At 61.2% G+C, this 13,321-nt stretch carries 14 protein-coding genes; 9 read left to right on the top strand and 5 right to left on the bottom strand.

Translation table 11 applies throughout. From position 1 onward, the window contains the following. Positions 1-29 precede the first annotated feature (29 nt). Positions 30-899, top strand: a complete 870-nt coding sequence (locus ACWHXD_RS14055) for an isocitrate lyase/PEP mutase family protein (RefSeq protein WP_003191182.1) — start codon at positions 30-32, stop codon at positions 897-899. Between the two features lie 4 nt (positions 900-903). On the opposite strand, the gene ACWHXD_RS14050 is transcribed toward ACWHXD_RS14055, so the two are convergent. Further along, a complete protein-coding gene (locus ACWHXD_RS14050) occupies positions 904-1,380 on the bottom strand; it encodes a winged helix-turn-helix transcriptional regulator (RefSeq protein WP_138763002.1) in 477 nt (158 codons plus the stop codon). Between the two features lie 107 nt (positions 1,381-1,487). Here ACWHXD_RS14050 and fabF point away from each other — a divergent pair, with 107 nt between their 5' ends. The 3 genes from fabF (at position 1,488) to ACWHXD_RS14035 (ending at position 5,897) form a co-directional block, all read left to right on the top strand. Then, the gene (gene fabF, locus ACWHXD_RS14045) at positions 1,488-2,756 is read left to right on the top strand and encodes a beta-ketoacyl-ACP synthase II (RefSeq protein WP_098951517.1); all 1,269 of its coding nucleotides are present in this window, start codon (positions 1,488-1,490) and stop codon (positions 2,754-2,756) included. 71 nt (positions 2,757-2,827) lie between these two features. Beyond that, on the top strand, positions 2,828-3,208 hold the full coding sequence (locus ACWHXD_RS14040; RefSeq protein WP_003191178.1) for a RidA family protein: 381 nt from the start codon (positions 2,828-2,830) through the stop codon (positions 3,206-3,208). A 709-nt stretch (positions 3,209-3,917) separates the two neighbouring features. Next, a complete protein-coding gene (locus ACWHXD_RS14035; RefSeq protein ID WP_019820074.1) occupies positions 3,918-5,897 on the top strand; it encodes a peptidase U32 family protein in 1,980 nt (659 codons plus the stop codon). A gap of 77 nt (positions 5,898-5,974) precedes the next feature. On the opposite strand, the gene ACWHXD_RS14030 is transcribed toward ACWHXD_RS14035, so the two are convergent. Further along, entirely contained in the window at positions 5,975-6,883 is a 909-nt protein-coding gene (locus ACWHXD_RS14030; RefSeq protein ID WP_138763003.1) for a DMT family transporter, read from the bottom strand. Between the two features lie 108 nt (positions 6,884-6,991). On the opposite strand from ACWHXD_RS14030, the gene ACWHXD_RS14025 reads away from it, so the two are divergent. The 3 genes from ACWHXD_RS14025 (at position 6,992) to ACWHXD_RS14015 (ending at position 9,530) form a co-directional block, all read left to right on the top strand. After that, complete coding sequence (locus ACWHXD_RS14025) at positions 6,992-7,435, top strand: Lrp/AsnC family transcriptional regulator (protein ID WP_032897385.1); 444 nt, start codon at positions 6,992-6,994, stop codon at positions 7,433-7,435. Positions 7,436-7,780: 345 nt separating this feature from the next. After that, positions 7,781-9,127 carry a cation:proton antiporter gene (locus ACWHXD_RS14020; RefSeq protein ID WP_098951523.1) on the top strand — a complete coding sequence of 449 codons (1,347 nt, stop codon included), beginning with the start codon at positions 7,781-7,783 and terminating at the stop codon, positions 9,125-9,127. Between the two features lie 55 nt (positions 9,128-9,182). Next, positions 9,183-9,530, top strand: coding sequence for a helix-turn-helix domain-containing protein (locus ACWHXD_RS14015; RefSeq protein WP_032897389.1), 348 nt, complete (start codon positions 9,183-9,185; stop codon positions 9,528-9,530). Here ACWHXD_RS14015 and ACWHXD_RS14010 read toward each other — a convergent pair. From ACWHXD_RS14010 to ACWHXD_RS14000, 3 genes are all read right to left on the bottom strand, one after another. Next, a complete protein-coding gene (locus ACWHXD_RS14010) occupies positions 9,521-9,658 on the bottom strand; it encodes a hypothetical protein (RefSeq protein ID WP_169918350.1) in 138 nt (45 codons plus the stop codon). The genes ACWHXD_RS14015 and ACWHXD_RS14010 overlap by 10 nt on opposite strands. Positions 9,659-9,669: 11 nt before the next feature. Further along, the gene (locus ACWHXD_RS14005; RefSeq protein ID WP_032897391.1) at positions 9,670-9,882 is read right to left on the bottom strand and encodes a hypothetical protein; all 213 of its coding nucleotides are present in this window, start codon (positions 9,880-9,882) and stop codon (positions 9,670-9,672) included. An 85-nt stretch (positions 9,883-9,967) separates the two neighbouring features. Further along, on the bottom strand, positions 9,968-10,513 hold the full coding sequence (locus ACWHXD_RS14000; RefSeq protein ID WP_014718415.1) for a hypothetical protein: 546 nt from the start codon (positions 10,511-10,513) through the stop codon (positions 9,968-9,970). Positions 10,514-10,920: 407 nt separating this feature from the next. Here ACWHXD_RS14000 and ACWHXD_RS13995 point away from each other — a divergent pair, with 407 nt between their 5' ends. Further along, the gene (locus ACWHXD_RS13995) at positions 10,921-12,330 is read left to right on the top strand and encodes a circularly permuted type 2 ATP-grasp protein (protein ID WP_032897394.1); all 1,410 of its coding nucleotides are present in this window, start codon (positions 10,921-10,923) and stop codon (positions 12,328-12,330) included. A gap of 2 nt (positions 12,331-12,332) precedes the next feature. Then, positions 12,333-13,283, top strand: a complete 951-nt coding sequence (locus tag ACWHXD_RS13990; protein ID WP_003191166.1) for an alpha-E domain-containing protein — start codon at positions 12,333-12,335, stop codon at positions 13,281-13,283. Positions 13,284-13,321: the final 38 nt, after the last annotated feature.

Genomic DNA, 13,321 nt, shown 5'->3' with positions numbered 1-13,321 from the left:
CTTGACGATGACCAAAGCCAGGAAAGACCATGCCCAAGATTTCTCACTCAGCGCTACGCCGTAACTTCCGTGACCTGCTGGCAACGCCCATCTGCGTTGAAACCGCCTCCGTATTCGACCCCATGTCTGCCCGCATCGCGGCCGACCTGGGGTTTGAAGTGGGAATCCTGGGCGGCTCGGTCGCCTCCCTGCAGGTGCTGGCGGCCCCCGATTTTGCGTTGATTACCCTGAGTGAGTTCGTCGAGCAAGCCACCCGTATCGGCCGTGTGGCCCAGTTGCCGTTCATTGCCGACGCCGACCACGGCTACGGCAACGCCCTGAACGTGATGCGCACCGTCGAAGAACTGGAACGCGCCGGCGTCGCGGCGCTGACCATCGAAGACACGCTCTTGCCCGCGCAATTCGGGCGTAAATCCACCGACCTGATTTCCGTGGAAGAAGGCATCGGCAAGGTCAAGGCTGCCCTGGAAGCACGTGTCGACCCGGCGCTGTCGATCATTGCCCGCACCAACGCCGGCGTGCTGCCCACCAGCGACGTGATTGCGCGTACCAAGGCCTATGAAAAGGCCGGTGCTGATGGCATCTGCATGGTCGGCGTCAAGGACTTCGACCACCTGGAGCAGATCGCAGAGAACCTCAGTGTTCCCCTGATGCTGGTGACCTACGGCAACCCGCAACTGCACGACAGTGAGCGCCTGGCCAGCCTGGGCGTGCGCATCGTGGTGGCCGGCCATGGCGCCTACTTTGCCGCGATCAAGGCCACCTATGACAGCCTGCGTGCCCAGCGTCAGCTGACCCACAGCACTTCGAACCTCAGTGCCACGGAATTGACCCACACCTACACCTTGCCTGAGAGCTATGTGGCGTGGGCTGAAGAGTTCATGGATGTAAAAGAGTAATCAATCACTCACGGTTCAGCCGTTGGCGCATCCCTGCGCTGGCGGCCGGGCCGGGCTGTACCACGCACTGATCCATCGTCACCCACGCACCTTGCGCCGTCGCCATCATCGGCTGCACCGGCCGGCCCGTCTCGCGTTCCACCACCTCGACACTGATGCCCTCCTCGGCGTAATGCCGGTTGCCCCACGCCACCAAAGCCATCAGCACCATTCGAAAATCTTCGCCCCTGGCCGTCGGCACGTATTCGTAGCGTGGCGGGCGCTCGCTGTAGGCGCGGCGCTCCAGCATTCCGGCTTCTACCAAGCCATTAAGGCGGCGCGTCAACATGTTGGGCGCGATGCCCAGGCTGCGCGAAAACTCGTCGAAACGGCGCAGGCCGTGCAAGGCGTCGCGCATGATCAACATGCTCCACCACTCCCCTACCCGTTCAAGGCTACGGGCGATGGGGCATTCGGCACTGATGAGGGATTTGCGCTGCATAAGTATTCCTGGGTGCGAGTACAAACTTGAAGGATGCCATGTTACTTTCATGATGATAGTGACGTCCATACGCTGTGTATCCTTCAAGCAACAGGAGTCGATTGAGCATGAGTAAACGTATCGTCGTGACAGGCATGGGCGCGCTGACGCCGCTGGGGTCGAGCGTGGAATCCACTTGGCAGCGCTTGCTGGACGGGCAGTCGGGCATCCGTCGTTTGCCGCAAGAATTGATCGGTGATCTGGCGGTCAGCATCGGCGGCCAGGTGCAAAGCGTGCTGCAAGACCCCGAAGCCGGGTTTGATCCTGATCGACTGCTGGCCGCCAAGGAACAGCGCAAAATGGACCGCTTTATCCTGTTCGCCCTAGCGGCAGCAGATGAAGCTCTGAAACAGGCCAAGTGGGACCCCAAAACGCTCGATGAGCAGGAACGCACGGCGACCATCATCGCTTCCGGTGTCGGTGGTTTCCCGGCCATTGCCGATGCGGTGCGCACCACCGACAGCAAGGGCCCGCGTCGTTTGTCGCCCTTCACCATTCCATCGTTTCTGAGCAACATGGCTGCCGGGCATGTGTCGATCAACTATGGCTTGAAAGGCCCTCTGGGCGCGCCGGTGACCGCCTGTGCGGCCGGGGTTCAGGCCATCGGCGACGCAGCGCGAATGATCCGCGCCGGCGAAGTCGACGTGGCGGTATGCGGCGGTGCCGAAGCGGCGATTCATCGCGTCAGCCTGGCCGGCTTCGCCGCGGCGCGAGCGTTGTCCAGCGATTTCAATGACAGCCCGCAGCGTGCTTCGCGGCCCTTCGATCAGGCGCGCGACGGCTTTGTGATGGGCGAAGGCGCCGGCATTCTGGTAATTGAAGAACTGGAGCATGCCCTGGCGCGGGGCGCACAGCCGATTGCTGAACTGGTGGGCTATGGCACCAGCGCAGACGCCTATCACATGACCGCAGGGCCTGAAGACGGCGACGGTGCGCGCCGGGCAATGACCCAAGCGTTGCGCCAGGCGGGTATCGAGGCGTCGCAGGTGCAGTACCTGAATGCCCACGCAACCTCCACACCTGTGGGCGACAAAGGCGAGCTGGCGGCGATCAAGACGGTATTTGGTACCGGCGGCAGCCCGGCGATCAGCTCGACGAAATCCGCCACCGGCCACTTGCTCGGTGCTGCGGGGGGCATCGAAGCGGTTTTCACCGTGCTTGCCCTGCGTGACCAGATCGCGCCAATAACACTCAACCTGGAAAACCCGGACACCCTCGCCGACGGCCTGGACATGGTGCGTGGTGAGGCGCGGCCCATGGCGATTGAATATGCGCTGTCCAATGGCTTCGGCTTTGGCGGCGTGAACGCCAGCGTGCTGTTCCGACGCTGGAGATGAGCCAGGGTTTGCCCCAGGGGTGAATTTCACCGACCATGGCACCTTTCTGTTCCTGCCAACACGAGGTGCCCATGGCCAACCACGACCTGTCCTATACCCCTGATCCGGACGCCGATTCCATCTCCTCTGACGTGATCGGCTTCAACGGCATCCTGGTCTCCACCCAGATTCCCACCCGTGCCGATGGCAGCCTGGAGCTGGGCGATATCACCCAGCAAAGCGAGTGCACCCTGCAAGCGCTGAAAGTCGCGCTGGAAAAAGCCGGCAGCTCCATGGATCGGGTGATGCACCTGACTATTTACCTCACCGACATGGCCGACCGTGCGGCGTTCAACGAGGTCTACAAGCGCTTTTTCGCCAAGCCCTGGCCAGTGCGGGCGGCCGTGGGCGTTGCCGCCTTGGCGGTGGAAGGTATGCGCGTGGAAGTGACGGCGATGGCTGCCAAGGCTTGAATCTGTGGCGCCGTTAGCGCCGAGCTGATCGGAATGTCGAACTCGGTCAGAAAGCTGGGAGCTGGGAGCTGGCTTGCCTGCGATAGCCATAGGTATCTACACAACTTTTGGGCTGTAGCAGCAGACGGTAACCACGATGCGAAGCGAGTCGCTCTTGATCTTGATCTGCTTGTGATCTTGATCTCAGGCGCCCCGTTAAACCACGCTGGCCGGAATTCGACAGGGATTTGGGGGGTAAACCGGCAGGGATGCCGGTTTAGCCGCCCCGCGCCATGGATGGCGCGTGGCGGCGGCCCCCCAAATCACTGGCGGATTACGGGCACACCGAGCCTAGGCGAGGTGCCGAGTGGTGGGGCAAGAGCGTTTTGCTTACTTTTGCGCTTTTCAAAAGTGAGCCGCCGTCAGGGCGGAACCCTAAGTAGCCGTTACCGCAGCAATGGATATGTACACAATCCAACTGTGTTGACCGTCAGGCCGCCTTCGCGAGCAAGCCCGCTCCCACAGTTGGATCGTGCGGTGTCAGCTAGATTGGCGTCGGCTGGCAGGCCGTCATCGCAGGCAAGCCCACACATTGGGCCTTCGTTGCGTTGAGCATTGCGTTCGCTTAAACGGACTTGCATTAGGCCCGACAGCCCTGCGGTAGATGCCGCCCAGGCATTTCACGGCTACAATGCGCGCCTCAACCGTGACAAGCCTGACTAAAAAAACTATGTCCTTGCCCAAGCATCACCTGGAATTGCTCAGCCCTGCCCGCGATGTCGCCATTGCGCGCGAGGCTATCCTGCACGGCGCCGACGCCGTTTATATCGGCGGGCCGAGCTTCGGCGCCCGCCATAATGCGTGTAACGAGGTGAGCGATATCGCTCAACTGGTGGAATTCGCCCGCCGTTACCACGCCCGCGTCTTCACCACCATCAACACCATCTTGCATGACAACGAGCTGGAGCCCGCACGCAAGCTGATCCATCAGCTCTACGATGCCGGTGTCGATGCACTGATCGTGCAAGACCTGGGCGTGATGGAGCTGGATATTCCACCGATCGAGCTGCACGCCAGCACCCAGACCGACATCCGCACCCTGGGCCGGGCCAGGTTTCTCGACCAGGCCGGGTTCTCGCAGTTGGTATTGGCCCGCGAGTTGAACCTGCAAGAGATCCGCGCCATTGCCGACGAGACCGATGCCGCCATCGAGTTCTTTATCCACGGCGCCCTATGTGTAGCGTTCTCCGGCCAGTGCAATATCTCCCACGCGCAAAATGGCCGCAGCGCCAACCGTGGCGACTGCTCCCAGGCCTGCCGCCTGCCGTACACCTTGAAAGATGACCAAGGCCGCGTTGTAGCCTTTGAAAAGCACCTGCTGTCGATGAAAGACAACAACCAGAGCGCCAACCTGCGCGCCCTGGTCGAAGCAGGCGTGCGCTCGTTCAAGATCGAAGGCCGCTACAAGGACATGGGTTATGTGAAGAACATCACCGCCTACTACCGCCAGCGCCTCGACGAGATCCTCGAAGACCGCCCGGACCTGGCACGCGCTTCCAGCGGCCGTACCGCGCACTTCTTCCTGCCCGACCCGGAAAAAACCTTCCACCGTGGCAGCACCGATTACTTTGTCAGCGACCGCAAGATCGACATCGGCGCCTTTGACACCCCGACCTTCACCGGCCTGCCCGTGGGCACCGTGGAAAAAGCCGGCAAGCGCGACTTGCAGGTGGTCACCCATGAGCCGCTGTCCAACGGCGACGGCCTGAATGTGCTGATCAAGCGTGAAGTGGTGGGCTTTCGTGCCAATATCGCCGAGCCCAAGGGTGAGTTCGAGGAAGACGGTGAGAAGCGCTACCGCTACCGCGTCGAGCCCAACGAAATGCCGGCCGGCCTGCATCAACTGCGCCCCCATCACCCGCTCAATCGCAACCTGGACCACAACTGGCAACAGGCCCTGCTCAAGACCTCGGCCGAGCGCCGTATCGGCTTGTCATGGGTCGCGCGCCTGCGTGAAGAGCAGCTGCAAATCACCGCGACCAGCGAAGAAGGCATCAGCGCCAGTGTCACCCTGCCCGGCCCGTTTGGCGTGGCCAACAAGCCGGAACAGGCGCTGGACACCCTGCGCGACCTGCTCGGCCAACTCGGCACCACCGAATACCATGCCACCCGCATCGAGCTGGATGCGCCGCAGGCGTTCTTCATCCCCAACTCGCAGCTCAAGGCCTTGCGCCGTGAAGTGATCGAAGCGCTGACTGCCGCACGCGTCGCCGCGCACCCACGGGGTGGGCGCAAGGCTGAAACCTCACCGCCGCCGGTTTACCCTGAGGCGCATCTGTCGTTCCTGGCCAACGTTTACAACCAGAAGGCCCGGGACTTCTACCATCGTCACGGCGTAAAGCTGATCGACGCGGCCTTCGAAGCCCACGAAGAAACCGGCGAAGTGCCGGTGATGATCACCAAGCACTGCCTGCGTTTCTCATTCAACCTGTGCCCTAAACAGGCCAAGGGCGTGACCGGGGTGAAGACCAAGGTGGCGCCGATGCAGTTGATCCACGGCGACGAAGTGCTGACCCTGAAGTTCGACTGCAAACCCTGCGAGATGCACGTGGTGGGCAAGATCAAGGGGCATATCCTCGGCCTGCCGCAGCCTGGCAGTGCGGTGGAGCATTTCAACCCGGAAAACCTTATCTACCAAGGCACGCACTGACCCTCACCTGTAGGAGGGAGCTTGCTCGCGAAAAACCAGAGAACGCCGCGTTTCAACCCCGATGCGCTGCGTCATCGTTAACCTTCTTCGCGAGCAAGCTCGCGCCTACCCAGGTTGCGGGGCCACCACCAGCCCCGCTGCAACCCCGCCGCTGCCAGCAGAATCGCCGCCACGCCCAGCCATTGCAGCCACCCCAGGCGATGCCCGAACGCAATCCAATCCACAAAGATCGCCGCAATCGGGTAGATGAACGACAGTGCGCCGGTAATGGCGGTCGGTAGTTTCTGGATCGCGCCATACAGCAGCACATACATCAACCCGGTATGCACAACCCCCAAGGTCAGCAGCGCAGCCCAGGCATTTGTGGACGTAGGCAAGCCATTCCAGGGTACCAACGGCGCCAGGAGTACCGCGCCAGTGGCCACCTGGATCAACGCCATCAAATGCGGCGGTACTTCCTTGAGGCGCTTGATGATCAACGCAGCGATCGCATACAAAAATGCCGCCCCCAGGGCCAGCGCGATGCCTACCAGATAATCACCGCCACCGGTTTGCTCGCCATGGGCGGTGACAATCGCCAACATGCCCAGGAACGCCACGCTCAACCACGCCAGTTTCTGCACGGTGATTTTTTCACCAAGAAACACCGCCGCCAGCATCACCAACATAAACGGCTGCACGTTGTACACCGCGGTGCTGATAGCGATGGATGCCCGGGAATAGGATTCGAACAGCAGCAGCCAGTTACCGACAATGGCCACGCCGCTGAGCACGGCCAGCCCCAGTTTTGCCCAACTGAGCAGGTCTACACGCAGGTAACCCAGCCAGGCGCACACCAGTAACAGCGTCAGCGCGCCGATCACGCAACGCCAGAACACCACCTCGATCACCGACACGCCAGACACCAGCACAAACCAGCCAATGCTGCCCGAGATCAGCATGGCGGCGACCATTTCCCACGACCCGCGACGGATGGATGAATCCATGATTGAAGCTCCTCAAGTGAGGTTCCAGTATGGCAATCTGTTCGCGACGGCTACAGCGTCTAAAAAAGGCAAAACCCCGAATTCACCTTTTCTTATTAGGCACAGACCATGATCGACACCATCGACCAGCAATTGATCGCCGCCTTGATGGACGACTCGCGGCTGTCCCTCAAGGCCCTGGCTGGCATCACCGGGCTGTCCTCGCCCAGCGTCAGCGAACGCCTGCGGCGCCTGGAAGAACGCGGCGTGCTGACCCACTACACCGTCGACATCGACCCCAAGCACTTCGGCTACCTGCTGCAAGCCATCGTGCGCATCCGCCCCCTGCCCGGCAAACTGCAGGAAGTGGAGCGCCAGATCCAGGCGATCCCCGAGTTCACCGAATGCGACAAGGTCACCGGCGAGGACTGCTTCATCGCCCGCCTGCATGTGCGCACCATGGACCAGTTGGACAGCCTGCTGGACCGGATCAATGGCTATGCCGAAACCAACACGGCGATTGTGAAGAAAACCCCGGTGAAACGGCGCTTGCCGCCGCTGGGGGATCGCTGAGGGGCCATGCCAAGGGCGTGTCATGGCCAAACACAGTCCTATGTGGGAGCGGGCTTGCTCGCGAATACAGGGTGTCAGTCACCGACTATGTTGACGGGTATAACGCATTCGCGGGCAAGCCCGCTCCCACAGGGGATCTGCGCCGGGCGCTGATTCTGTGGGCAATACATAACCAGTGTGGGAGCTGGCTTGCCTGCGATAGCGGTGGTTCAGTTGAATATTCAGTGACTGACACGCCGCATTCGCGAGCAAGCCCACAGAAGCCACTTCAAGCCGTTGATTGTTTGAACCCGCACTTGGCCACGGCCCTCCAACCTGAATGAACCACGGCCGGGTGCACGCACAATGACTTTCATTCTATGGTTGGCCGTATTGGGCGCGGTGCTGCTGACTCTCGCCCTCACCTCCTCCTACCTGCGCTGGATGCCAGTCACCACCTCGGCGGTGTGTCTGTTACTGGGTATCGCCATCGGCCCGTTGGGCGTGGACCTGCTGCACCTGGACATCAAGGGCTCGGCGCGCTGGATGGAGCACCTGACCGAAGTGGCGGTGCTGTTTTCGCTGTTTGTCAGCGGTTTGAAACTGCGCCTGCCGCTCAGGCATCGCACCTGGCGCATCGCCTTCGGCCTGGCCGGCCCCGTCATGCTGCTGACCATCCTCGGCACCGGGCTGTTGCTGCATTACCTGCTGGATCTGTCGTGGGGCGTGTCATTGCTGGTGGGCGCGATTTTGGCGCCGACCGACCCGGTGCTGGCGGGCCTGGTTCAGGTCAACAATGCCCAGGACTACGATGCGCTGCGTTTCGGCTTGTCGGGCGAAGCAGGCCTGAACGACGGCAGCGCCTTTCCGTTTGTGATCTTCGGCCTGCTGTTCATGCAACACGGCGGTTTTGATGGCGACTGGGTCGGCGGTTGGGTGCTGAAAAACCTGGTGCGGGCGGTGCCGGTCGGGCTATTGATCGGCTACTGGATGGGCCGAGGTATCGGCCGTGTAACGCTGCGCCTGCGCCTGATCAATGCCGACAGCACCCTCTCGCCCAATGATTACCTGACACTGGCCTTGATCGCCCTCGCCTATGTGAGCGCCGAAGCCGTGGGCGGCTATGGCTTCCTGTCGGTATTCGCGGCGGGCCTGGGGTTGCGTCAGGCCGAAGTGAAGTCCACCGGCAACGCCCAGACACCCGCCGAGCACCTGGCGCAACCGGTGGTGGGCCACCTTGAAATCGAGCCCGAACAAGCCTTGCATGGCGACGTCAGCCACCTGAAAGACACCCAGATCGCAGCAGGCGTGATGATGGGCGATATGCTGGCCTTCGGCAGCCTGGTGGAGCGGGCCATGGAGGTGTTCCTGGTAACAGTTTTGGGCATCGTGCTGGTCAGCCACTGGGAGTGGCGCGCGTTGGCGGTAGCGCCGCTGCTATTCTGTGTGATTCGCCCCGCCAGCGTGTTCGCCATGCCGTGGGGCCGCCTGCTTGACCGGCGGCAACGCAGCCTGGTCAGTTGGTTCGGCATTCGTGGTATCGGCAGCATTTACTACCTGTTCTATGCGCTCAACCATGGGCTGGTGGGCACCAGCAGCGAGGTGGCGGTCAACCTGACGCTGTCGGTCATCGCGTTGAGCATCCTGGTCCATGGCCTGAGTACTCAGCCGATGCTGGCGTGGTATGAGCGTCAGGCTGCGCAAAAAAATTGAATCCTGCCCCGCGCCGGGGTTTCAAACAGTCAGGACCCACAGTACGAGTCAGCCAATGAAAAAGATCGCCCAACGCTTGCTTGAGGAACGCCAACGCCTGGGATATTCGCAGCAATACCTGGCACAGGCAGGCGGCGTGACCACACGCGAGCAACGTCAATATGAACTGGGCGAAGACCTGCCCCATGCCGACTACCTGGCAGCCTTGGCCGAGCATGGGGTGGATGTGGTGTATGTGATTACCGGCAAGCGCAGCACGGTGGTCAATATCAGCCGCGATCAGGCGCAGACGCTGATCGATAACCGCGTGGTGGGCCAGGAGGTGTCGCTGGACGGCGGGGCCGAGGAAGACGTCTACTTCAAGCTCAGTAACCCCTCGGGCCCGCCGCCGGATCAGTCCTGATTTTCAGTGTTGCCGACGTCTGCCACTTCTTCATCCGGGTCGCTCAGCGGCACTTGGGCATCGTCCATCAGCGAACCCGGGTCTTCGTTGCCCGGGTCGTTGGGTTCTTCTTCCAGTTCTTTTGACATGTGCGTCTCCTCTAACCGCCTTGGGTATCGATATCGGCATCGGTTTCAGGCTTGTGCTCGCGTTCAGGCTTGAAGTCTGGACTGTAGTCGTTTTCCTTGGCCTTTGGGTCGCTCGCAGGCGTCGGGTCCTTGGGCGCATCGGCGGCGGTGCGAGGGGCGGGCTCGCCGCCGTCGATCGCAGGGTCGTTGCGATTGCTAGTCTGGGGATCGTTAGGTTGGGTCATGAGGCACCTCTTGGCAGGCCGGTGAAAAATCTGTACTGCATAGAGGTAAGGCGTCATGGCCACGGCTGAAGTTCCGTTCGCTTGCTCAGCGCAGTGGGTTGTCCACCTGGATATAAAACGCATAGATGCCCAACACCAGCCAGAACACCATGAACAGCCATGGCGCACGCATGGAAAACAACAACGATTTGCGATAGCCCTTGTGGCTCGACTCCACCTCGGAAAACAGCGGCGATTCATCGTAGGCCATGCCCATCACCGGCTCGCTGCGCAGCAATTCGCTTTGCTTGTAGTGCCAGTGGTCGATGATTTCATAGGCAGCACGGATACCGGGCCAGGCATTCAGCGAACTGAGAATGCCCAGCGAAACCAGGAAGATCGGCACCACCAGCGTGAATAATTTGCCCCATTCCGGGTTGAGGTTACCCATGCCGGAAACAAAGGCAATCACCAGGAAGGATTGCGCCGTCAAGTAGGCGTCGGTGCGGTTGGCCAGGATGCTGGTTTCGTACTGGATCTCGCGCCGGTAAAAGTCGAGGCGGTCCTTGGGCGAGCCGAAAATCTTTGCGTTGTGTTCGCTGTGGTCGTTCAGGGCCGCTTCCGGAGTGTGGGGGGAGATGATTCTGGACACGACGGTGCTCCACAAGGTGACGAAACTCCTTAGAAGAATCGGGGCCTGGTGAAGTTCAAGTAGGTTCGCGCACCAATTCAGTGCAACCACCGCCCTCTGTAGGAGCGAGCTTGCTCGCGAAAAACGTCAACGATAACGCGGGTTTTCTGAATAAACGCGGCGCCGGTGAGTTTTTCGCGAGCAAGCTCCCTCCTACAGAGAATTATTGGCATTCCGGCACAGGCATTGCTTTATCCATTCACCACCCCGAAAACAGGAGCATGCGTTACCCCCCGACCCAGAGCCGCCCCCATAAGAAAGTAAGGACCAGGTCTGTTGGCACCTTCAGCCACGGGCTCATAAAAACATGCGTTTTTTTAAGCGGCAGTGCCACCCAAAGCCACACTGGGCACTGACAAGGTACTGGAATGGCTCGATCTTTCTTTGATGAAATGAATGACGCAAACGGCGTATGCCGTGCGCACTATCAGGACTTCTCTCGCTGGCTGGCCAATACGCCGCCGGAACTGCTGGCCCAGCGTCGCCGTGAAGCAGACTTACTGTTCCATCGCGCCGGGATCACCTTCACCCTGTATGGCGACGAGCAAGACACCGAACGCTTGATTCCCTTCGACATCATTCCCCGCAGCATCCCCGCCAGTGAATGGAGCCTGATCGAGCGCGGCTGCATCCAGCGGGTCAATGCACTTAACATGTTCCTCGCCGACATCTACCACGACCAGCGCATTATCAAGGCCGGGATCATTCCCGCTGACCAGGTGCTGGGCAATGAGGGCTATCAGAAGGCCATGGTCGGTCTTGACCTGCACCGCGGCATCTATTCGCACATCTCCGGCGTGGACCTGGTGCGAGACGGCGACGGTACCTACTACGTGCTGGAAGACAACCTGCGCACCCCCAGCGGCGTGAGCTACATGCTCGAAGACCGCAAGATGATGATGCGCCTGTTCCCGGAAGTGTTCGCCAAGCAGCGCATTGCGCCGGTGGATCATTACCCTAACCTGCTGCTCAAGACCTTGAAGAGTTCCAGCCGCCTGGACAATCCCAACGTGGTCGTCCTGACCCCTGGGCGCTTCAACAGCGCCTTCTTCGAACACGCGTTCCTTGCCCGGGAAATGGGCGTGGAACTGGTGGAAGGCGCCGACCTGTTCGTGCAGGACCTCAAGGTGTTCATGCGCACCACCGACGGCCCCAAGGCCGTGGACGTGATCTACCGACGCATCGACGACGCTTTCCTCGACCCCCAGGCGTTCAACCCCGAGTCGATGCTCGGCGTGCCCGGGCTGGTGGCGGCTTACTGCGCCGGCAATGTGGTGCTGGCCAACGCTATCGGCACCGGGGTGGCTGACGACAAGTCGATCTACCCCTACGTACCGGCGATGATCCGCTTCTACCTGGACGAGGAACCGATCCTGCAGAACGTGCCGACCTTCCAATGCCGCAAGCCCGATGAACTGTCCCATGTGCTGGCCAACCTCGAGCAGTTGGTGGTCAAGGAAACCCAGGGCTCCGGCGGCTACGGCATGCTGGTGGGCCCGGCGTCGACGGCCGCCGAGATCGAAGACTTCCGCCAGCGCATCAAGGCCCGTCCCCATGCGTATATCGCCCAACCGACCCTGAGCCTGTCCACCTGCCCGACCTTTGTCGAAAACGGCATCGCGCCCCGGCACATCGACCTGCGGCCCTTCGTGCTCTCAGGCAAGGAAACCCGCCTGGTGCCCGGAGGCTTGACCCGCGTGGCGCTGAAGGAAGGCTCGCTGGTCGTCAACTCGTCGCAAGGCGGCGGAACCAAGGACACCTGGGTGGTGGAGGGCTGAGTATGCTGAGTAGAACGGCTGCAGATCTGTATTGGATGTCGCGCTACCTGGAGCGCGCCGAGAACCTGGCACGCATGCTGGAAGTCAGCTATTCGCTGTCCTTGATGCCCCAGGCTGGGCGCAGCGATGGCCTGGACGAACTGGCGATGTCGTTGCTCAGCAGCGGCACCCTGGACAGCTACCTGGAACGGCACCAGACCCTGGATGCCGAGCGCATGTTGCACTTCTTTGCCCTCGATGCAGAAAACCCCGCGAGCATTTACAACTGCCTGCGAGCCGCCCGAGGCAATGCCCATGCGGTACGCGGGCGCATTACCGCCGATATGTGGGAAAACCTCAACGCCACCTGGCTGGAAATGCGCAGCATCGCCGCCGGCGGCCTGGCGCGACACGGCATCAGCCACTTCTGTGATTGGGTCAAACAACGCTCGCACCTGTTTCGTGGCGCAACCTCGGGCACCATCATGCGCAATGACGCCTACCGCTTCATTCGCCTGGGCACCTTTGTCGAACGTGCAGACAACACCCTGCGCCTGCTGGACGCGCGCTATGAGATGTTCGGCGAAGAGTCCGAAGAAGTCAGCGACCTGTCGGCACGCGGTTATTACCAGTGGAGCGCCCTGCTGCGCGCGTTGTCGTCGTTCGAGGCGTATACCGAGCTGTATCCGAATGCCTTGAATGCACGCTCGGTATCCGAATTGTTGCTGTTGCGCAGTGATGTGCCGCGCTCGCTGCATGCCTGCATCGAGGAGTTGAGCCATATCCTCGCCGACCTGCCCGGCAGTTATGGGCGCACGGCGCAACGCCTGGCGGCGGAATTCGAGGCGCGGCTGCGGTACACGGGGATTGATGAGATTCTGGAAGATGGGCTGCACACTCGGCTGACAGAATTCATCGACACCGTGCGTGAGCTGGCGCGGGAGATACAAAGCTCCTACCTGGAAGTGGTCTAACACACCTGTAGGAGCGAGCTTGCTCGCGAAAAACTCAC

The sequence above is a fragment of the Pseudomonas fjordensis genome, from assembly GCF_976987115.1.
The sequence above is the reverse complement of the archived record's forward strand: the minus strand, read 5'-3'. Positions and strand labels throughout refer to the sequence as shown.